Origin of the sequence: Streptomyces sp. NPDC002580, from assembly GCF_042889485.1 — a bacterium.
In the GTDB taxonomy this organism is placed as follows: Bacteria; Actinomycetota; Actinomycetes; order Streptomycetales; family Streptomycetaceae; genus Streptomyces.
Window position 1 is genome coordinate 664,406 of the sequence record NZ_JBIAQZ010000003.1, and the last position, 18,983, is coordinate 683,388.

General features: G+C 71.0%; 19 protein-coding genes. 15 read left to right on the top strand and 4 right to left on the bottom strand.

Annotated features, from left to right (window positions below; all coding sequences use genetic code 11):
* The first annotated feature begins 109 nt into the window (after positions 1-109).
* A complete protein-coding gene (locus tag ACFYW7_RS13910) occupies positions 110-1,318 on the top strand; it encodes a sensor histidine kinase (RefSeq protein WP_389501516.1) in 1,209 nt (402 codons plus the stop codon).
* 41 nt (positions 1,319-1,359) lie between these two features.
* A complete protein-coding gene (locus ACFYW7_RS13915; RefSeq protein ID WP_389501518.1) occupies positions 1,360-2,031 on the top strand; it encodes a response regulator in 672 nt (223 codons plus the stop codon).
* A 76-nt stretch (positions 2,032-2,107) separates the two neighbouring features.
* On the opposite strand, the gene ACFYW7_RS13920 is transcribed toward ACFYW7_RS13915, so the two are convergent.
* A complete protein-coding gene (locus ACFYW7_RS13920; protein WP_389501520.1) occupies positions 2,108-3,214 on the bottom strand; it encodes a DUF5937 family protein in 1,107 nt (368 codons plus the stop codon).
* A gap of 184 nt (positions 3,215-3,398) precedes the next feature.
* On the opposite strand from ACFYW7_RS13920, the gene ACFYW7_RS13925 reads away from it, so the two are divergent.
* The gene (locus ACFYW7_RS13925; protein ID WP_389501522.1) at positions 3,399-3,617 is read left to right on the top strand and encodes a hypothetical protein; all 219 of its coding nucleotides are present in this window, start codon (positions 3,399-3,401) and stop codon (positions 3,615-3,617) included.
* Positions 3,618-3,664: 47 nt separating this feature from the next.
* On the opposite strand, the gene ACFYW7_RS13930 is transcribed toward ACFYW7_RS13925, so the two are convergent.
* Both ACFYW7_RS13930 and ACFYW7_RS13935 read right to left on the bottom strand, forming a co-directional pair.
* Positions 3,665-4,651 carry an aldo/keto reductase gene (locus ACFYW7_RS13930; protein WP_389501524.1) on the bottom strand — a complete coding sequence of 329 codons (987 nt, stop codon included), beginning with the start codon at positions 4,649-4,651 and terminating at the stop codon, positions 3,665-3,667.
* A 12-nt stretch (positions 4,652-4,663) separates the two neighbouring features.
* The gene (locus tag ACFYW7_RS13935; RefSeq protein ID WP_389501526.1) at positions 4,664-6,181 is read right to left on the bottom strand and encodes a hypothetical protein; all 1,518 of its coding nucleotides are present in this window, start codon (positions 6,179-6,181) and stop codon (positions 4,664-4,666) included.
* A 443-nt stretch (positions 6,182-6,624) separates the two neighbouring features.
* Here ACFYW7_RS13935 and ACFYW7_RS13940 point away from each other — a divergent pair, with 443 nt between their 5' ends.
* The 11 genes from ACFYW7_RS13940 (at position 6,625) to ACFYW7_RS13990 (ending at position 15,282) form a co-directional block, all read left to right on the top strand.
* Positions 6,625-6,777 (top strand): phosphopantetheine-binding protein, encoded by a 153-nt coding sequence (locus tag ACFYW7_RS13940; RefSeq protein ID WP_389501528.1) that lies wholly within the window; start codon positions 6,625-6,627, stop codon positions 6,775-6,777.
* A gap of 104 nt (positions 6,778-6,881) precedes the next feature.
* Positions 6,882-7,820, top strand: a complete 939-nt coding sequence (locus ACFYW7_RS13945) for a Rossmann-like and DUF2520 domain-containing protein (RefSeq protein WP_389501530.1) — start codon at positions 6,882-6,884, stop codon at positions 7,818-7,820.
* Positions 7,817-8,809, top strand: a complete 993-nt coding sequence (panC, locus tag ACFYW7_RS13950; RefSeq protein WP_389501532.1) for a pantoate--beta-alanine ligase — start codon at positions 7,817-7,819, stop codon at positions 8,807-8,809. Before ACFYW7_RS13945 ends, panC begins: the two co-directional genes overlap by 4 nt.
* The gene (locus ACFYW7_RS13955) at positions 8,806-10,587 is read left to right on the top strand and encodes an L-aspartate oxidase (RefSeq protein ID WP_389501534.1); all 1,782 of its coding nucleotides are present in this window, start codon (positions 8,806-8,808) and stop codon (positions 10,585-10,587) included. The genes panC and ACFYW7_RS13955 overlap by 4 nt, the downstream gene beginning before the upstream one ends.
* A 5-nt stretch (positions 10,588-10,592) precedes the next feature.
* Positions 10,593-11,570 carry a carboxylating nicotinate-nucleotide diphosphorylase gene (gene nadC / locus ACFYW7_RS13960; RefSeq protein ID WP_389501677.1) on the top strand — a complete coding sequence of 326 codons (978 nt, stop codon included), beginning with the start codon at positions 10,593-10,595 and terminating at the stop codon, positions 11,568-11,570.
* An 8-nt stretch (positions 11,571-11,578) separates the two neighbouring features.
* A complete protein-coding gene (locus tag ACFYW7_RS13965) occupies positions 11,579-12,376 on the top strand; it encodes a type III pantothenate kinase (protein ID WP_389501536.1) in 798 nt (265 codons plus the stop codon).
* A gap of 371 nt (positions 12,377-12,747) precedes the next feature.
* The gene (locus ACFYW7_RS13970) at positions 12,748-13,341 is read left to right on the top strand and encodes a hypothetical protein (protein ID WP_389501679.1); all 594 of its coding nucleotides are present in this window, start codon (positions 12,748-12,750) and stop codon (positions 13,339-13,341) included.
* Positions 13,342-13,354: 13 nt separating this feature from the next.
* Positions 13,355-13,540, top strand: coding sequence for a hypothetical protein (locus ACFYW7_RS13975; RefSeq protein WP_389501538.1), 186 nt, complete (start codon positions 13,355-13,357; stop codon positions 13,538-13,540).
* A gap of 183 nt (positions 13,541-13,723) precedes the next feature.
* A complete protein-coding gene (locus tag ACFYW7_RS13980; protein ID WP_389501681.1) occupies positions 13,724-14,140 on the top strand; it encodes a BlaI/MecI/CopY family transcriptional regulator in 417 nt (138 codons plus the stop codon).
* Positions 14,141-14,149: 9 nt separating this feature from the next.
* A complete protein-coding gene (locus ACFYW7_RS13985; protein WP_389501540.1) occupies positions 14,150-14,719 on the top strand; it encodes an amino-acid N-acetyltransferase in 570 nt (189 codons plus the stop codon).
* A gap of 227 nt (positions 14,720-14,946) precedes the next feature.
* On the top strand, positions 14,947-15,282 hold the full coding sequence (locus tag ACFYW7_RS13990; RefSeq protein WP_389501542.1) for an Lsr2 family protein: 336 nt from the start codon (positions 14,947-14,949) through the stop codon (positions 15,280-15,282).
* On the opposite strand, the gene ACFYW7_RS13995 is transcribed toward ACFYW7_RS13990, so the two are convergent.
* Positions 15,261-15,995, bottom strand: coding sequence for an SCO3374 family protein (locus ACFYW7_RS13995; RefSeq protein WP_389501543.1), 735 nt, complete (start codon positions 15,993-15,995; stop codon positions 15,261-15,263). The two genes, ACFYW7_RS13990 and ACFYW7_RS13995, sit on opposite strands and share 22 nt — an antisense overlap.
* 430 nt (positions 15,996-16,425) lie before the next feature.
* Here ACFYW7_RS13995 and ACFYW7_RS14000 point away from each other — a divergent pair, with 430 nt between their 5' ends.
* Positions 16,426-18,954: an ATP-dependent Clp protease ATP-binding subunit gene (locus tag ACFYW7_RS14000; protein ID WP_389501545.1), complete on the top strand. Its 2,529-nt coding sequence runs from the start codon at positions 16,426-16,428 to the stop codon at positions 18,952-18,954.
* The last annotated feature ends 29 nt before the right edge of the window (positions 18,955-18,983 follow it).

An 18,983-nucleotide genomic window follows, 5' to 3' on the forward strand; every position in this document is an offset into this window, starting at 1 on the left:
ACCGAGCGCCGCGGAGCGGGCGGCATCCACCTTGGGGAGTACGAGGGGCCGTCCCGGATCGGTCCTCCGGTTGACCCTGCACGCTGCACGCTTCCCTACTCTGGGTTACGTGCAGCGTCTCTATGACTTTCTCCGCAGGTACCCGACATGGGTCGACAGCTTCTGGGCCGTCGCCCTGCTCGGGATCTCCGGGGTGAGCATCAGCAATCTCAACCGTGCCGTGGACGGGCCGACCTCGGTCTTCCCGGCGCTTCCCATCGCCGTGGTGCTGAGCGTGGTCGTCGCGCTGCGCCGCCGCATGCCCGAGAAGATGCTGCTCCTCGCCGTGGCGGCGGGCCTCGCCCAGCTGGTCCTGGACGTCCCCTCGGCGCCCGAGGACTTCGCCATGCTGGTGATCATCTACACCGTCGCCGCGGACGGTGCCGGCTGGGCCTCCCGGCTGGCCCTGATCGGCGGCCTCTGCGCGGGCACGCTCTCGCAGCTCCGCTGGCCCGCGGGCGGCGAGGGCGGCGCCCTCGGCGGCGTCCTCATGGCGATATTCCAGACGGTCCCGTTCGCGCTCGCCTGGGTGCTCGGCGACTCGATCCGCACCCGCCGCGCCTACCTCGCGCAGCTGGAGGAGCGCGCCGCCCGTCTGGAGAAGGAACGCGAGGCGCAGGCCAAGGTCGCCGTCGCCGCCGAGCGCGCCCGCATCGCGCGCGAGCTGCACGACGTCGTCGCGCACAACGTCTCGGTGATGGTGGTCCAGGCCGACGGCGCCGCGTACGTGATGGACACCGCTCCGGACCAGGCCAGGAAGGCGCTGGAGACCATCTCGGGCACCGGCCGCCAGGCCCTCGCCGAGATGCGCCGGCTGCTCGGCGTCCTGCGCACGGGCGAGCACCAGGAGGGCGGCGAGTACGTTCCGCAGCCCGACGTCGAGCAGCTCGACGACCTCATCGAGCAGTGCCGCACCTCCGGCCTCCCCGTCGACTTCAAGGTGGAGGGCACCCCGCGCCCGCTGCCCAGCGGCGTGGAACTCACGGCGTACCGCATCGTGCAGGAGGCGCTCACCAACACCCGCAAGCACGGGGGCCCGAACGCGGGGGCGAGCGTCCGCCTGGTCTACTTCGACGACGGCCTCGGCCTGCTCGTCGAGGACGACGGCACGGGCGCCCCCCACGAGCTGTACGAGGACGGCGGCGCCGACGGGCAGGGCCACGGCCTGATCGGTATGCGGGAGCGCGTCGGCATGGTCGGCGGCACCCTGGACGCGGGGCCGCGTCCTGGCGGAGGCTTCCGCATCAGCGCCCTGCTGCCGCTCAAACCGGCCCACTGACACCTGTACACACGTGATCCGTACGAAGTGAAAGGACCCCGATGGCGATCCGCGTAATGCTCGTCGACGACCAGGTGCTGCTGCGCACCGGCTTCCGGATGGTGCTCGACGCCCAGCCGGACATGGAGGTCGTGGCCGAGGCGGGCGACGGGGTCGAGGCCCTCCAGGTCCTGCGCGCCACCGCGGTCGACGTCGTCCTCATGGACGTACGCATGCCGAAACTGGACGGCGTCGAGGCCACCCGCCGCATCTGCTCGGACCCGAACCCGCCGAGGGTGCTGATCCTGACCACCTTCGACCTCGACGAGTACGCGTTCTCCGGTCTGAAGGCGGGCGCCTCCGGGTTCATGCTCAAGGACGTGCCGCCGGGCGAACTGCTCACGGCCATCCGTTCCGTGCACAGCGGGGACGCCGTGGTCGCGCCGTCCACCACCCGGCGTCTGCTCGACCGGTTCGCGCCGCTGCTGCCCAACGCCGGCAAGGAGCCCCGGCACAAGGGTCTCGAGCGGCTCACCGAGCGCGAGCGCGAGGTCATGATCCTTGTCGCGCAGGGGCTGTCCAACGGCGAGATCGCGGCCCGTCTCGTCCTCTCCGAGGCCACCGTGAAGACCCACGTCGGCCGCATCCTCACGAAGCTGGGGCTGCGGGACCGGGTCCAGGTGGTCGTGCTCGCCTACGAGACGGGGCTCGTCCGCGCGGGCGGCCTCGGCTGACCCGGCGCCCGGTCGGCGCGCCGCGGGGGAGCGCCGACGTCCGGGGCGCGACCGGGACAGGACCGCGGGACGGTCCTCAGCGCAGGATGCCCTCCAGGAAATCGCTGCCCAGCCGGGCCACCACGCCGACGTCGAGCTGGTGCAGCACGTACCGCCCGCGGCGCCGCGTGGTGATCAGGCCCGCCTTCTTGAGGACGCTCAGGTGCCGGGATATCTCCGGCGCGGTCATGCCGTGAGCCTGGGCCAGCTCGCCGGTCGTGTACGCGCTCCTGGCCAGATGACGGCAGATGCGCATCCGGACCGGGTGGGACAGCGCGGTCATCCGCAGGGTGAGCTGCTCGACGGAGGGCGGGGCGGCGAGCTCGGGGGAGCTGACGGGGTAGTGCAGCACCGGCTGCCACCGGTACCTGTGCAGGACCATCAGGTGCGGGCGGCCGAGGCTGGTGGGCACGAGGAGCAGCCCGCCGTCCGCCGTCACCGTGCGGCCCTCGGTCAGCTTGTCGATGGTGATGCGCCCCGCAGCCTCGTCGAGCGTCAGCGCGGAGGAGACGGAGGCCAGCGCCTCGGCCAGGCCCTTGTGGCGGAGCAGGTCCGTCTTGTGCCGGGCCTCGGCGGCGAGCGGGTGGCGCAGCCGCGACCAGGTCTCCGCGAAGAAGGCCTCGTCGCAGTCCTCCAGGAACTGCCTCAGCCAGGCCCGTACGCCCAGCGGGTCCACCAGCAGCCGCTCGGTGAACCGCGTCTGCTGCGGCCCGCGCGAGGCGGCCAGGTCCACGGCCCGGCGGCGCAGCTCGGGGTCGGAGAGGGCGTGCGGCCCCTCGGAGCCGTAGGACAGCGCGCCGGTGAACTCCAGCGCCGCGTCCACGAACTGTTCGTCCGAGAGCTTGTCCAGCAGGTCCAGGTCCTCGGCGAGCGTCGCGCCCGGCAGCGCGGCCCCGCCGGGGATTCCCGCGCACGGCAGGAACAGGTCCGAGAACGTCGTGCGCCACAGGAAGTCCGCCTCGCACATCCGGTCCGCGAGGTGGGGATCGAGCCGGGTGGTCACGCCCGTCGCCCAGCCCTGGAGGCCCGGGTGGTGCGCGGGCTCCGCCAGTGTGTGCAGTGCCATCCCCAGCTCGGCCAGCGGCGACGGCACGACGGCGATCCGGTCCGGTCGCAGCCCGCTGACGTCGATGTGCACACTCATGTCCCCATGATGGCCCCCGCCACCGACAACGGCCGCCGTCGATTGACGGCGGCCGTCAATCGGGGCGACAGCCGCCACGATCAGGCGCAACCTGGGACGACCGGGGCATTTCGCGCCGGGGTGCGAGCGGCCCAGGCCCGCGGATCGCCCCCGTCCGTCCCGGCCGTCCGGGAGGCGATCCGTCATGAGCGTCACGCAGCAGTACTTCCTCGACACCTACCGGGCCCGTCAGCACGGCGAGGCGGATCCTCCCGCACCCGGACGGGACGACTGGCGGGTCGCGCGCGAGGTGCGCGAGTACCGGCAGTTCCGGGCGGTCCTGGCCGGACGCCCCGCCAAGGGCCGGATCCGGGGCTTCCTGGGCCGCGTGCTGCGGCGCGGACGCCGCGCCGCGGCACGGTGAGTATCAGCCGGTGAGTGACGGCCCGGTGAGCCGTCACCGGGAAGCGGTCAGTTCACGCCGTCGAGCTTGGCGCGCTGCTCCGGGGTCAGCGCGAGGTCGACGGCGGCCAGGCTGTCGTCGAGCTGCTCGACCGAGGACGCGCCGACCAGCGGCAGGATCGGGACGTCGCCGCCCATCAGCCAGGACAGCACCACCTGGTTGACGCTCGCGCCGGTCTCCCCGGCCACCTCGCGCACGGCCCGCAGGCGCTCGGGCGTGGCCGCGTGGTCGAAGCCGGCGCCGAGCGGCTTGTCGTCGCGCACGTACGCCCCGGACAGCAGCGGGGAGTAGGCGACCTGGGTCAGGGACGGGTCGGCCCGTACGTAGCTGAGCAGGTCGGCGCTCACCAGACCCTGGTTGCCGTCGGGCGAGCGCAGGCTCGGGATGTCGGTGCGCTGGCGAAGGTAGCTGTGGTGGTGCTGGAGGACCTCGTAGCCGGGCAGTCCGGCGGCCTTGGCGAGGTTGCGGGCGGCCTCCACCCGCCAGGCCCAGTGGTTGCTCGCGCCGAGCAGGCCCGCTAAGCCGTCGGCCACGACGTCGGCGAAGCCGGTGACGGTCTCCTCCAGGGGCGTGTTCTCGTCCATGATGTGCGCGTACAGGAGGTGGATGCGCTCGATGCCGAGCCGTTCCCTGCTGCGCTCGGCGGATTCCCGGATCGTCTTGGCCGAAAGTCCCTCCACGTCGCGGCTGAATCCCGTGGCCGGGGCGTTCGGGCGGGCGCCGAGTTTGGTGGCGAAGGTGATCTCGTCACCGATGCCCCGGCTGCGGATCCAGCGGCCGAGCAGTTCTTCGCTTTCCCCGCCCTGTGTTCCGTCGACCCAGAACGCATAGTTATTCGAAGAGTCGATGAATGTCCCGCCCGCCTCGACGAAGCGGTCGAGAATGGCGAAGGACGTCGCTTCGTCGGTCACCGTCCCGAAGAGCATGGAACCGAGGCTCAGGACACTCACCTCGCGGCGGGTGGCCGGGTCGCTGCCGATGACGCGGTATTTCATGGAGAGTCCTCTTCAGAGCTTCGGAACTTCATGGCTGAGGCCGGAATCATCGATTCCGGCCGGATGCTTGCCGGTCCTCTGTCGCGTCGAGGGTCGCGGCGCAGGTTTCCACAATGGCATCGAGACGGGGAACGAGAAAGAAGTGGCCCCGCCGAATACGCGCAGCTGGAACTCCCCGTGGTGGGCATGGCCCAGGCCCGGGCCATGGGGGCGCCGGCCCGGGGCCGGGCCGTGATGGGCACGTGCTTCCAGCCGGAGACGAAGTTCGAGGCGAGGCGTTCGGGCTTGCCGGCCGGCCTGAAGTCCTCGAAGCGGGTGAGGAGTTCCTCGAAGAGGATGCGCAGCGTGATCCGGGCGACGCTGTGGCCGATGCGGTGGTGCGGGCCGATACCGAAGGCCACGTGCTTGTTCGGCTTGCGGCGGATGCCGAAGGTTCACGGGCGAGGCCCGGCGCAGTGCCTCCTCGGTGGCCGTGGTGCTGGCCTCCGGGTGCGCGGCCCAGCCCTCCAGTACGCCCTTGTCGATGAACTCCGCCATCACGTGGTTCGGGGAGTGCGGGGTGGTGACGTTCGCGCCGAGCAGCGGGCTGTGGCAGTTCGCCACGATCTCGCCGGGATCCATGGGGCGGCCCTCGAACTCCGTGGAGATCAGCACGCTCGGCAGGTCGTCGCCGAGGTTCTGGCGGCGTAAGCGCAGCAGGTCCTGGAAGCAGGCGAACAGGTCGCGGTGGGCGCGTTCCAGGGTGGCGGCCCTGCCGCCCGGGTCCTGGTGCTCCGGGGCGTCCGCGGCGATGCGGATGGTCGTCAGGCGGCTGAGCCAGGGCCGGTCCGCGGCGGGCAGGCCCATCATCGTGCCGGTCACGGACATCGGCATCGCCGGCATGGCCTCGGCGAAGTCGACGGTGCCGCCGTCGCCGAGCGGTGCGGTCGGGTCGAGGACCAGTGGCCTGACCATGTCCTTCCGCCGCTCGACGGCCTTCACCGCGAGCGCCTTCTTCGGGCGGGTCCGCATCTCGGTGTGGCGCGGCGGGTCGGTGACCGCGAGCTGCTTGCCGCCCGCCGGGTCGTCGGTGCCCAGGGGGTCGGGCATGGTGCCGCGTTCCGAGGTGAAGGTCTCGGTGTCGCGCAGGACGTGCTCGGCGTCGTCGAAGCCGACGATGTTCCAGAAGCCGCGCTTGCCGTCCGCCTCCTGGCGCGTCAGGGTCTCCTGTCCGCGCATCCGCCGCCGTACGGCGTGCGCGTCACCGCCGCTGTACAGCCAGGGGCCGACGGGACCGGCCGTCGTCCCCTGGTGCGCCGGGCATCCGGAAATCGCGGCGCCGGGTGTCGCGGCGTCGTGGACTTTCAAGGCGATTGTCCTTTCGTCCGGCAGCAGAACCCCCTTCCCGAGTTCGGCGGGACGGGAGAGGCCACGAGACAACGTACAGGATCGATGCCGTCTGAATCCGAATGATTGAAAAATGGAAGCACGACCATCACGAGCACGCAATGAATTGGACATGTTCCGTTGGCTTGAATTGATTTGAGCCACGTGGTCAAAAGCAATGCGCAGAGGCTGATCGGCAGGTCAGAGGGGTTGTTTCAGCCTGCCTCCGGTGACTCTTGGCGTGCTGGTCATCGGCACCCTACGGTCATCCAGTCCTTGTCGATGGTGCCCGTCCGGCCTCGATCGCCTTCCCCCTTCTGCGTGCTGTGGCGAATGCGCGGTGCGGGGATTGTTCTTTCTCGATCGTGTTGCTCGCGTTCGCGGTTCCATTGTCTAAATTTGAGATTCGGCGCCTCCCGCTGACCACCAACGGCAAACTCGACGCGGCACGGCTGCCCGCCCCCGGTACGTTCGACGGCGCCCGCACGGTCCGGACCGGGACCCTCCCGCCCCTGCGGACCGCACGGCGAACCCGGCGCGGACGGCGGGAGTGACACCGGTCTCACCGCGGCCCTCCTGGAGATCCGGGAGACGGTCCTCGGCACCCCGTGGGACTCGACGACGACTTCTTCGAACTCGGCGGGAACTCCCTGTTCGCCGTCCGCGTCAGCGCCGCCCCGCGCGCCCGCGGCCTCGCCTCCGTGCCGCTGCGCGACCTCTACCGGACCCCGACGATCCGGGCTCTCACCACCTCACCCTGAACGACGGTCCGGCCTTCCCAGAACGCCCTCGACTCCAATCGCGTTAACATGACGAGAAATCGTCCGGTACCCCGCGCGGACTGGAACGGGAAGGCCCCCGTCGAGTGAGTACATTCCAACAGCCGGACCCGAAGGACCGCCCCGCGCGGCTCACCGTCGGTGTCGTCGGCGCCGGTCGCGTCGGTCCCGCGCTCGCGGCGGCGCTCCAGCTCGCCGGACATCGCCCGGTGGCCGTCTCCGGCGTCTCCGACGCCTCCAGGCGGCGCGCGGCGCAGCTCCTTCCCGACGTGCCGATGGTGTCCCCGGCACAGGTCCTGGAGCGCGCCGAACTGGTGCTGCTGACCGTTCCGGACGACGCCCTGCCCGGTCTCGTCGAGGGTCTCGCCGAGACGGGGTCGGTCCGTCCGGGACAACTGCTGGTGCACACCTCCGGGCGGTACGGGGCACGGGTGCTCGACCCGGCGCGCAGGGCGGGCGCGCTGCCGCTCGCGCTGCACCCCGCGATGACCTTCACGGGCACCCCGGTGGACGTCCAGCGGCTCGCCGGATGCTCCTTCGGCGTCACCGCGCCCGAACAGCTGCGACTGGCCGCCGAGGCCCTGGTGATCGAGATGGGTGGCGAGCCCGAGTGGATCGCCGAGGAGTCCCGGCCGCTCTACCACGCGGCCCTCGCGCTCGGCGCCAACCACCTGGTGACCCTGGTCGCCCAGTCGATGGAACTGCTGCGCACCGCCGGCGTGGAGGCACCCGACCGGATGCTGGGCCCGCTGCTCGGCGCCGCCCTGGACAACGCGCTCAGGTCGGGCGACGCGGCCCTGACCGGACCCGTCGCGCGCGGGGACGCGGGCACGGTCGCCGCACACGTCGCCGAGCTGCGCGAGCACGCTCCGGGGACCGTCGCCGGGTACCTGGCGATGGCCCGCGCGACCGCCGACCGGGCGCTCGCCCACGGGCTTCTCAAGCCGGAACTCGCCGAGGACCTCCTGGGGGTACTCGCCAACGGGACGGACGGCACCCAGGGGACCGAGGGAGACGCCCGATGACCACCGCCCTGCTGCGCACCGCCGAGGAACTGCGCGCGCGTGTCCGCGCCGGCCGCCGGGCCGTCGTGATGACCATGGGCGCCCTGCACGAGGGCCACGCCACCCTGATCCGCACCGCCCGCGAGATCGCCGGGGACGGGGGCGAAGTCGTCGTCACGGTCTTCGTGAACCCGCTCCAGTTCGGGCAGGGCGAGGACCTCGACCGCTACCCGCGCACCCTCGACGCCGACCTGAAGATCGCCGCACTGGCGGGCGCGGACGTCGTGTTCGCCCCCGCCGTGGACGAGGTCTACCCCGGCGGCGAGCCCCAGGTGCGGATCTCCGCGGGACCGATGGGCGAGCGCCTGGAGGGCTCGGTGCGGCCCGGCCACTTCGACGGCATGCTCACCGTCGTCGCCAAGCTGCTGCACCTCACCCGGCCCGACGTGGCGCTGTTCGGCCAGAAGGACGCCCAGCAGCTGGCCCTGATCCGGCGCATGGCGCGCGACCTGAACTTCGGCGTGGAGATCGCCGGTGTCCCCACCGTGCGCGAGGCGGACGGCCTCGCCCTCTCCAGCCGCAACCGCTTCCTCTCGGCCGAGGAGCGGCGCACCGCCCTCGCTCTCTCGCAGGCGCTGTTCGCGGGCCGCGACCGGCACGCCGCACAGGAGGCGCTGCGCGCCCGCGCGCTCGAGGTGCCCGCCACGCGCGCGCGGGCCGAAGCCCTCAGCGCCATCGGCGAGTCCCGGGCCGCGGCCGACGCGCACGCCGTCGCGAAGGCCGTTCCCGGCGGGCCCGCGGGTGTCCGCGCGGCGGCCCGGCTGCTCCTCGACGAGGCGGCCCGCGTGCGGCCGCCGCTGGTCCTGGACTATCTCGCGCTCGTCGACCCCGACGACTTCACGGAGATCCAGGACGACTTCACCGGCGAGGCGATCCTCGCCGTCGCCGCCCGGGTCGGGACGACCCGGCTGATCGACAACATCCCCCTCATCTTCGGAGCCGCCTCGTGACCGGCCAAGGCACAGGTTCAGAAACAGCCACGGGCACCGGCATACGCCTGCACGCCCCCGCGCCCGGCTGGGCCCTCACCGCGGACGTCGTGGTCGTCGGCTCCGGCGTCGCCGGCCTCACCGCGGCCCTGCGCTGCGAGGCCGCGGGCCTGCGGACCGTCGTCGTCACCAAGGCGCGCCTGGACGACGGCTCCACCCGCTGGGCGCAGGGCGGTATCGCCGCGGCCCTCGGCGAGGGCGACACCCCCGAGCAGCACCTCGACGACACGCTGGTCGCGGGCGCGGGCCTGTGCGACGAGGAGGCCGTGCGCATCCTCGTCACGGAGGGCCCCGACGCCGTCCGCCGGCTCATCGCGACCGGAGCCCACTTCGACGAGTCCTCCGAGGGCGGCCTCGAACTCACCCGCGAGGGCGGCCACCACCGCCGCCGCATCGCGCACGCGGGCGGCGACGCGACGGGCGCCGAGATCTCCCGGGCCCTCGTCGAGGCGGTCCGCGCGCGCGGCCTGCGCACGGTCGAGAACGCGCTCGTCCTCGACCTCCTCACGGACGCCGACGGCCGCACCGCGGGCGTGACCCTGCACGTCATGGGAGAGGGCCAGCACGACGGCGTGGGAGCCGTCCACGCCCCCGCCGTGGTCCTCGCGACCGGCGGCATGGGCCAGGTCTACTCCGCGACCACCAACCCCTCCGTGTCCACGGGCGACGGCGTGGCCCTCGCCCTGCGCGCGGGCGCAGAGGTCTCCGACCTCGAATTCGTGCAGTTCCACCCGACCGTGCTGTTCCTCGGGCCGGACGCGGAGGGCCAGCAGCCGCTGGTCTCCGAGGCGGTACGCGGCGAGGGCGCCCACCTGGTCGACGCCGACGGCGTGCGCTTCATGGTGGGACAGCACGAGCTGGCCGAGCTGGCGCCCCGGGACATCGTCGCCAAGGGCATCACGCGCCGGATGCAGGAGCAGGACGCCGAGCACATGTTCCTCGACGCCCGGCACTTCGGCGCCGCGATGTGGGAGCAGCGCTTCCCGACCATCCTGGCCTCCTGCCGGACGCACGGCATCGATCCGGTGACCGAGCCCGTCCCGGTCGCTCCGGCCGCCCACTACGCCTCCGGAGGCGTACGGACCGACGCGCGGGGCCGCACCACCGTCCCCGGCCTGTACGCGTGCGGCGAGGTCGCCTGCACGGGCGTCCACGGAGCCAACCGGCTGGCCTCCAACTCACTCCTGGAAGGCCTGGTCTACGCCGAGCGGATCGCCGCCGACATCGCGGCGAGGCACGCCGAGGACGGCCTCCACGCGCGCGTGCCCGAACCGGTGCCGCACCCCGAGACGCCCGCGCACCCGCTGCTCGCCCCCGAGACCCGGCTCGCGATCCAGCGGATCATGACCACCGGTGCCGGCGTGCTGCGCTCCGCCGAGTCCCTCGCGACGGCGGCCGACCAGCTCCAGCGGCTGCACTCCGACGCGCGCGACGCCCTCGACGAGAACGGCAAGACCTCCGAGCCCGGCGTCGACACCTGGGAGGCCACCAACCTCATGTGCGTCGCCCGCGTCCTGGTCGCCGCCGCCCGCCTCCGCGAGGAGACCCGGGGCTGCCACTGGCGCGAGGACCACGCCGACCGGGACGACGAGGACTGGCGTCGCCACATCGTCGTACGGCTGAATCCCGACCGGACACTCGCCGTTCGCACCACCGATACCGCAGACTTCCCCCCGACGTCCCGGCAGCCCCAAGCGGCGCCCGGGTCCCGTCCCCCGTCCCGTCCCCAGGAGCAGTGACCGAAGTGAGCACCCACGACCTTCCCCTCGCCCAGAGCGGCGGCTGCGGCGACGGCTGCGGCTGCGGCGCCGAATCGGACGAGGAGTACATGGAGTGCGGCCTCGACCCCGCGCTCGCCCAGCTGCTCGCCGACGCCGGTCTCGACCCCCTGGAGGTCGAGGACGTCGCGAACGTGGCGATCCAGGAGGACCTCGCCCACGGGGTGGACGTGACCACGGTCGCGACGATCCCCGAGGACGCCGTGTCCACCGCCGACTTCACCGCCCGGGACGCGGGCGTCGTCGCGGGTCTGCGGGTCGCCGAGGCCGTCCTGTCCGTGGTCTGCACGGACGAGTTCGAGGTCGAGCGGCACGTCGACGACGGCGACCGCGTCGAGCCCGGCCAGAAGCTGCTGAGCGTCACCACGCGCACCCGTGACCTGCTGACGGCCGAACGCAGCGCGCTCAACCTCCTGTGCCGCCTGTCCGGCATCGCGACCGCCACGCGCGCGTGGGCGGACGCCCTGGAGGGCACCGAGGCCCGTGTGCGGGACACCCGCAAGACGACGCCCGGCCTGCGCTCGCTGGAGAAGTTCGCGGTGCGCTGCGGCGGCGGCGTGAACCACCGCATGTCGCTCTCCGACGCGGCGCTGGTCAAGGACAACCACGTGGTCGCCGCCGGCGGCGTGGCCCAGGCCTTCAAGGCCGTACGGGAGATGTTCCCGGAGGTCCCGGTCGAGGTCGAGGTCGACACCCTGGACCAGCTGCGCGACGTCGTGGACGCGGGCGCCGACCTGATCCTTCTGGACAACTTCACGCCCGCCGAGTGCGAGGAGGCGGTGGCGATCGTCGAGGGCCGGGCCTTCCTGGAGGCGTCCGGGCGGCTCACCCTGGACAACGCCGCGGCGTACGCGCGGACGGGCGTCGACTTCCTGGCGGTGGGCGCGCTCACGCACTCCTCCCCGATCCTGGACATCGGCCTCGACCTGCGAGCGGCGGAGTAACCCCGGCCATGCTGCTGACCATCGACGTAGGCAACACCCACACGGTCCTCGGCCTGTTCGACGGGGAGGAGATCGTCGAGCACTGGCGCATCTCCACGGACTCGCGCCGGACCGCCGACGAACTCGCCGTGCTCCTCCAGGGACTCATGGGCATGCACCCGCTGCTCGGCGAGGAACTCGGCGACGGCATCGACGGCATCGCGATCTGCGCCACCGTCCCGTCCGTGCTGCACGAACTGCGCGAGGTGACGCGGCGCTACTACGGCGATGTCCCCGCCGTCCTCGTGGAACCCGGCGTCAAGACGGGCGTGCCGATCCTCACGGACAACCCCAAGGAGGTGGGCGCCGACCGGATCATCAACTCCGTCGCGGCCGTCGAGCTCTACGGGGGACCGGCGATCGTCGTCGACTTCGGCACGGCGACCACGTTCGACGCGGTCAGCGCGCGGGGCGAGTACATCGGTGGCGTCATCGCTCCCGGCATCGAGATCTCCGTCGACGCGCTCGGCGTCAAGGGCGCGCAGCTGCGCAAGATCGAGGTGGCCCGGCCGCGCGCGGTGATCGGCAAGAACACCGTCGAGGCGATGCAGTCCGGCATCATCTACGGGTTCGCGGGCCAGGTCGACGGGGTCGTGACGCGTATGGCGCGCGAGCTCGCCGACGACCCCGAGGACGTCACCGTCATCGCCACGGGCGGACTGGCCCCGATGGTCCTCGGCGAGTCCTCGGTGATCGACGAGCACGAGCCGTGGCTGACGCTGATCGGACTGCGCCTGGTCTACGAGCGGAACGTCTCGCGCATGTGAGCTCCGCCCGCGCGACCGCCGGACCGGTACCGAAGGGGCCCCGCGAGAGCGGGGCCCCTTCGGCGTCGGCCGGCGACTGATTTCGGCGGGGCGAAGGACGGCTCCCGCGGCCTTGAGGACGGCCTTGAGGACGGCCTTGAGGAATCCGGGACGGAAATTACTTCCGTGATCCGTGATCCGTGATCCGTGATCCGTGATCCGTGATCCGTGATCCGTGACCATGACCCGCGTCCCGGTCCGGGTCTCGGTTCCGGGGTCTCGGTTCCCGGTTCCGCGAAACAGGACGCGCCACATTTGTACAGTTCTGCGGATTTTGTCTTATTAGCGCGTATCGTCGCCGCATGCCCACGCCCTACGGATCCCATGGCGGCATGGCGTTCGGTGCGGAGGAGCTGCGTGTGCTCCGCCGTGCCCTCGCCCTCGCCCTGCACCCCAGTTCCGCCTCTGCCGAGGACGTCCAGGACTGCCTCCGCCTCGCCGAGTCCCTCGACGAGGCGGCCCGCGAGGGAGCCAGGCTCCGGGCCTTCCTGGTGGCCGACCTGGCCCGCTACCGCGCCGCGCTGCCGGGGACCGCCGCCGGTTACCTCGTCCTCCTGGAGGAGGTCCTCGCGACCGGCTACCGGCCGAACCCCGACGACCTCGCGGCGCTCCGCGCGCTGCGCGGCAACCCCGCCGCGGCCGCCCTCCTGGACCGCTGCCGGAGCCTCGCCGAACAGGACGTGCGCAGCCGGCTCGCGGGCCGCTCGGTCGCCTCGGTCCCGTCGTCCCGCACCCGGCTGCTGGCCCTGCCCGGGGGCCGGGCCGCGGAGGAGGACAAGAAACCCGAGGCGAAGCCGCAGTCCCAGCCGCCGGCCGGAACGCCGCGCCCGGACCGGCCCATCCCCACCCCCGGCGAGGTCTTCCCGCCGAGGCGCAAGACCGCGTCCCCACCGGCGAACCCGCCGCAGCAGCTCGCGGCGGGCTAGCTACCCTGGGGGCATGGACTACGTCTCCGCGCTCGTGCCCCCCGTCGTGATGGCCGTGTTCTTCATCGGGCTCATCGTGACCATCGTGAAGAGCCAGGGCGGCGCCAACAAGGCCAAGGAGGACGCGGTCGTCGACGCCGCCCTCGCCCGCGCGCAGGGCACCCACCAGGCCTCGAGCCCCAAGGACGCCGGGGCCTGAGCCCTCGGCGGTCCCGTACCACCGGGCGCGCGGCCGCCCCGGCGGACCGCGCCCCATCGGCGTACGACTCGGACGTTCCACGGGTTTCCCGCGTCCTTCGAGTCGTACGCCCTTTTTGTTGCTCCTCTCCCACTATTGTTCTGAACTGTGCCTCGCCCATTGGGAGAACTCGAAGACGCGGTCATGACGCGGGTGTGGAAGTGGAACCGCCCGGTGACCGTTCGGGAAGTCCTGGAAGACCTTCAACAGGAACGGTCCATCGCGTACACCACGGTGATGACCGTTCTGGACAATCTCCATCAGAAGGGCTGGGTCCGTCGTGAGGCGGAAGGCCGGGCCTATCGATATGAGGCGGTCTCCACGCGTGCCGCCTACTCGGCGGCACTCATGAACGACGCCTGGTCGCAGAGCGACAACCCGGCGGCGGCTCTCGTCGCCTTCTTCGGGATGATGAGCGAGGAACAACGGGTCGCGCTCAGCGACGCGGTACGCATGGTGCAAGGGCCCGGACCGCAGGGTTCCCCGGCGGCCGAAAGGCCTCCCGCGCCCGGGCGCTCCGAGGAGAACCCCGCCGCCGACGGGGACGGCTCCGAGCGATAGCGTCCGCTCATGGCAGCAGAGCATCCCGCGGAGGTTCCGTCAGGGCTTCCGGCGCGGCTTCCCGAAGTCACCGCGAAAGCCATCACCGTCCGGCGTGCCAGGACCAGCGATGTCGCGGCCGTGCGCCGACTCCTTGACGCGAACGTGCGCCGCCGCATCCTGCTCGACAAAGCCACGGTCACTCTTTACGAGGACATCCAGGAGTTCTGGGTCGCGGAACGCGACGACAACGCCGAGGTCGTCGGCTGCGGTGCGCTGCACGTGATGTGGGAAGACCTCGCGGAAGTCCGCACTCTCGCGGTGAACCCCGTGGTCAAGGGCCTCGGTGTCGGTCATCAGTTGCTGGAGAAGTTGCTGCAGACCGCTCGATGGCTCGGCGTTCGACGGGTTTTCTGCCTGACCTTCGAAGTCGGCTTCTTCGCGAAGCACGGCTTCGTGGAGATCGGCGAGACACCCGTCGACACCGATGTCTACGCCGAGCTCCTGCGTTCCTATGACGAGGGTGTGGCAGAGTTCCTCGGTCTCGAACGGGTGAAACCGAACACCTTGGGCAACAGCCGGATGCTTCTGCATCTGTGATCGCCACCGGCTATTCCCGCGGAGTGCGTTGCCCACGTTCCCTATGTCCGAAACGCGCACGTTTCCGGGCAGGCGGTGTCCAGGGAGTCTCTGCCAGGGGTTTGTGTTTTTCCGGCAAAAGCGGTTTGCTTTCCGACGTACTGCAGTACTGCATATAACAAGGGACGGCGAAACGGCGGACGCCGCGGGTCCTCCTTGCCCTGAAGTTATCGATGAAAGGAAATCCAGTGGCACAGAAGGTTCAGGTCCTTCTTGTCGACGACCTCGACGGCGGCGAGGCGGACGAGACCGTGACGTTCGCGCTGGACGGCAAGACGTACGAAATCGATCTCACGACAGCCAATGCGGACAAGCTCCGTGGCCTTCTCGAGCCCTACGCGAAGAGCGGTCGTCGTACCGGTGGCCGTGCTTCGGGCGGACGCGGAAAGGCCCGCGTCGCTTCCGGTGGCAGCCAGGACACCGCGCAGATCCGCGCTTGGGCCAAGGAGAACGGCTACGACGTCAACGACCGTGGCCGCGTTCCGGCGTCCATTCGTGAGGCCTACGAGAAGGCCAACGGCTGAGCGCACGCCCGGCGCAGCCTCACCCGGTGGCACTCCGTGGCCATCGTCTGCACGAGTCGTACGAGATCGGGGGCGCCCCCACCGCCCCCGCCGACGGCCCCGCCGCCCAGCGCCGACAGCGTCGGCAGTGCCGTTTCCACCTCGCGGCCGGGCTCCGGGAGCCGCAGCCAGCGGGCGGCCCCTCCCGGGCCCCTCCGGGCTTCCGGACCGGCTGTCGGCCGGTTCGCGAGGAGGGCTCGGGACAGGCCCCCGGGCCGACTCCCGGCCTCGTCCCCGGATCCGCCCGGCAGCGGAGCGCGCGTGGCCCGCGACGCCGGAACCACGAAGCCGGAATCCTCCGGGACGCCGGGAACGGGCGGCGGGGGAGCCTCGACGCTCCCGCCCTCGCCGATCGCCGTGAGATCCAGCGCGAGAGCGCCCCACTCCAGCCAGTCGAGCAGCCCCGGCAGCTCCTCCGCACTCCCCGCGGCCACCAGCAGCCGCATCCGCTCCCCGTGCAAGGACACCGGAGAAGCGGGCCCCAGATGCCGCAGCGCCGCGAATCCCGCTTCCGCCGGCACTTCCAGGACGTCGAAGCGCACCCCCGTGAGAAGCCGCACCGGGGACCCGGGCACTGCGGCCCAGCCCAGTTCGTTCTCGTACCAATGAAGCACCGGATCGACCGGATCTCCCGGATCGAACGGCCGGCGGGGGAGAGGAACGGTGGCAACCATGCAAGGAGCAACCGTCGCGAGTGCCCCGGAGTTACGCTGGGCGTTTCCGTGAGCGCGCAGAGTTTCCGGAATACGGGCGTGCGGAGGCTTTTCGCCGGGCAAGGATGTTCGCCCGTAGCGGAGTGAACCGGTGCGCGCGGCATGGACTGTCAGTACGTACGGGTAAGACATCCCTAGTGGGAGGGGCGACACGCACGGCTCGGGCATCTCACGTTCGCCATCGGCGTACAGCGGGAGAGGGTATCTGCCTGGCCTGCGGGAACATCGTCTCGCACCATCAGGTTGGAGCAGATGTCGGCGTTCGGGGTCAGGAGGCCAAGGACGGTGTCGGCAGTTGGAATGAGCGGTCCCCGCTTGCGGGACTAAGCTGCGGAAGGACAGGGAGGGGAGCGTCCCCTTACTGCCTGACCGCTCTGAGGAGCGATTAACGATGTTCGAGAGGTTCACCGACCGCGCGCGGCGGGTTGTCGTCCTGGCTCAGGAAGAAGCCCGGATGCTCAACCACAACTACATCGGCACCGAGCACATCCTCCTGGGCCTGATCCACGAGGGTGAGGGTGTCGCCGCTAAGGCCCTGGAGAGCCTCGGGATTTCGCTCGAGGCGGTCCGCCAGCAGGTGGAGGAGATCATCGGGCAGGGCCAGCAGGCCCCCTCCGGTCACATCCCCTTCACCCCCCGTGCCAAGAAGGTCCTGGAGCTGTCGCTCCGCGAGGCCCTTCAGCTGGGCCACAACTACATCGGCACGGAGCACATCCTGCTCGGCCTGATCCGTGAGGGCGAGGGCGTCGCCGCCCAGGTCCTGGTCAAGCTGGGCGCAGACCTCAACCGGGTGCGGCAGCAGGTCATCCAGCTGCTCTCCGGGTACCAGCAGGGCAAGGAGACCGCCACCGCCGGTGGTCCCGCCGAGGGCACCCCCTCGACGTCCCTGGTCCTCGACCAGTTCGGCCGGAACCTCACCCAGGCCGCTCGTGAGTCCAAGCTCGACCCGGTCATCGGGCGCGAGAAGGAGATCGAGCGGGTCATGCAGGTGCTGTCCCGCCGCACCAAGAACAACCCGGTGCTGATCGGTGAGCCCGGCGTCGGCAAGACCGCCGTCGTCGAGGGTCTCGCCCAGGCGATCGTCAAGGGCGAGGTGCCCGAGACGCTGAAGGACAAGCACCTCTACACCCTCGACCTCGGCGCCCTGGTCGCCGGCTCCCGCTACCGCGGTGACTTCGAGGAGCGGCTGAAGAAGGTCCTCAAGGAGATCCGCACCCGCGGCGACATCATCCTGTTCATCGACGAGCTCCACACGCTCGTCGGCGCGGGTGCCGCCGAGGGCGCCATCGACGCGGCCTCGATCCTGAAGCCGATGCTGGCCCGCGGTGAGCTCCAGACCATCGGTGCCACCACGCTGGACGAGTACCGCAAGCACCTCGAGAAGGACGCGGCCCTCGAGCGCCGCTTCCAGCCGATCCAGGTGGCGGAGCCTTCCCTCCCCCACACGATCGAGATCCTCAAGGGGCTGCGCGACCGGTACGAGGCCCACCACCGTGTCTCCATCACGGACGAGGCCCTGGTGCAGGCGGCGACGCTCGCCGACCGGTACATCTCGGACCGCTTCCTCCCCGACAAGGCGATCGACCTGATCGACGAGGCGGGCTCCCGGATGCGCATCCGCCGGATGACCGCACCGCCGGACCTCCGCGAGTTCGACGAGAAGATCGCGGGCGTGCGCCGCGACAAGGAGTCGGCCATCGACTCCCAGGACTTCGAGAAGGCGGCCTCTCTCCGCGACAAGGAGAAGCAGCTGCTGGCGGCGAAGGCCAAGCGCGAGAAGGAGTGGAAGGCCGGCGACATGGACGTCGTCGCCGAGGTCGACGGCGAGCTGATCGCCGAGGTCCTGGCGACCGCCACGGGCATCCCGGTCTTCAAGCTGACCGAGGAGGAGTCCTCGCGTCTGCTGCGCATGGAGGACGAGCTCCACAAGCGGGTCATCGGCCAGAAGGACGCCATCAAGGCGCTCTCGCAGGCGATCCGTCGTACGCGAGCGGGTCTGAAGGACCCGAAGCGTCCTGGTGGTTCCTTCATCTTCGCCGGCCCCTCGGGTGTCGGTAAGACGGAGCTGTCGAAGACCCTCGCGGAGTTCCTCTTCGGTGACGAGGACGCGCTGATCTCCCTCGACATGTCGGAGTTCAGCGAGAAGCACACGGTCTCGCGCCTCTTCGGCTCGCCCCCCGGATACGTGGGCTACGAAGAGGGCGGCCAGCTGACCGAGAAGGTCCGCCGCAAGCCGTTCTCCGTCGTCCTCTTCGACGAGGTCGAGAAGGCCCACCCGGACATCTTCAACTCGCTGCTGCAGATCCTGGAGGACGGTCGCCTGACCGACTCCCAGGGCCGGGTCGTGGACTTCAAGAACACGGTCATCATCATGACGACCAACCTCGGCACCCGGGACATCTCCAAGGGCTTCAACCTCGGCTTCGCGGCCGTGGGTGACGTCAAGAGCAACTACGACCGGATGAAGGCCAAGGTCAACGAGGAGCTGAAGCAGCACTTCCGCCCCGAGTTCCTGAACCGTGTCGACGACACGGTGGTCTTCCACCAGCTGACCGAGGAAGACATCATCCAGATCGTCGACCTCATGGTCGCGAAGGTGGACGAGCGTCTGAAGGACCGGGACATGGGCATCGAGCTCAGCCCGAGCGCCAAGTCCCTCCTCGCGAAGAAGGGCTACGACCCCGTCCTGGGTGCCCGGCCGCTGCGCCGGACCATCCAGCGCGAGATCGAGGACATCCTCTCCGAGAAGATCCTCTTCGGTGAGCTGCGTCCCGGCCACATCGTGGTCGTCGACACGGACGGCGAGGGCGAGGCCAAGGCCTTCACCTTCCGCGGCGAGGAGAAGTCGGCGCTCCCCGACGTCCCGCCGATCGAGCAGGCCGCCGGCGGTGCCGGTCCCAACCTGAGCAAGGAGGCGTGACCTCCGGGTCCGCCTGAAAAGGGGCTGCC

Bases quoted from the DNA above. Each gene is read 5' to 3' on its own strand.
- ACFYW7_RS13915 (WP_389501518.1), top strand. From the start codon at position 1,360: ATGGCGATCCGCGTAATGCTCGTCGACGACCAGGTGCTGCTGCGCACC.
- ACFYW7_RS13920 (WP_389501520.1), bottom strand. From the start codon at position 3,214: ATGAGTGTGCACATCGACGTCAGCGGGCTGCGACCGGACCGGATCGCC.
- ACFYW7_RS13925 (WP_389501522.1), top strand. From the start codon at position 3,399: ATGAGCGTCACGCAGCAGTACTTCCTCGACACCTACCGGGCCCGTCAG.
- ACFYW7_RS13930 (WP_389501524.1), bottom strand. From the start codon at position 4,651: ATGAAATACCGCGTCATCGGCAGCGACCCGGCCACCCGCCGCGAGGTG.
- panC (WP_389501532.1), top strand. From the start codon at position 7,817: ATGACCACCGCCCTGCTGCGCACCGCCGAGGAACTGCGCGCGCGTGTC.
- ACFYW7_RS13965 (WP_389501536.1), top strand. From the start codon at position 11,579: ATGCTGCTGACCATCGACGTAGGCAACACCCACACGGTCCTCGGCCTG.
- ACFYW7_RS13970 (WP_389501679.1), top strand. From the start codon at position 12,748: ATGGCGTTCGGTGCGGAGGAGCTGCGTGTGCTCCGCCGTGCCCTCGCC.
- ACFYW7_RS13975 (WP_389501538.1), top strand. From the start codon at position 13,355: ATGGACTACGTCTCCGCGCTCGTGCCCCCCGTCGTGATGGCCGTGTTC.
- ACFYW7_RS13980 (WP_389501681.1), top strand. From the start codon at position 13,724: ATGACGCGGGTGTGGAAGTGGAACCGCCCGGTGACCGTTCGGGAAGTC.
- ACFYW7_RS13985 (WP_389501540.1), top strand. From the start codon at position 14,150: ATGGCAGCAGAGCATCCCGCGGAGGTTCCGTCAGGGCTTCCGGCGCGG.
- ACFYW7_RS13995 (WP_389501543.1), bottom strand. From the start codon at position 15,995: ATGGTTGCCACCGTTCCTCTCCCCCGCCGGCCGTTCGATCCGGGAGAT.
- ACFYW7_RS14000 (WP_389501545.1), top strand. From the start codon at position 16,426: ATGTTCGAGAGGTTCACCGACCGCGCGCGGCGGGTTGTCGTCCTGGCT.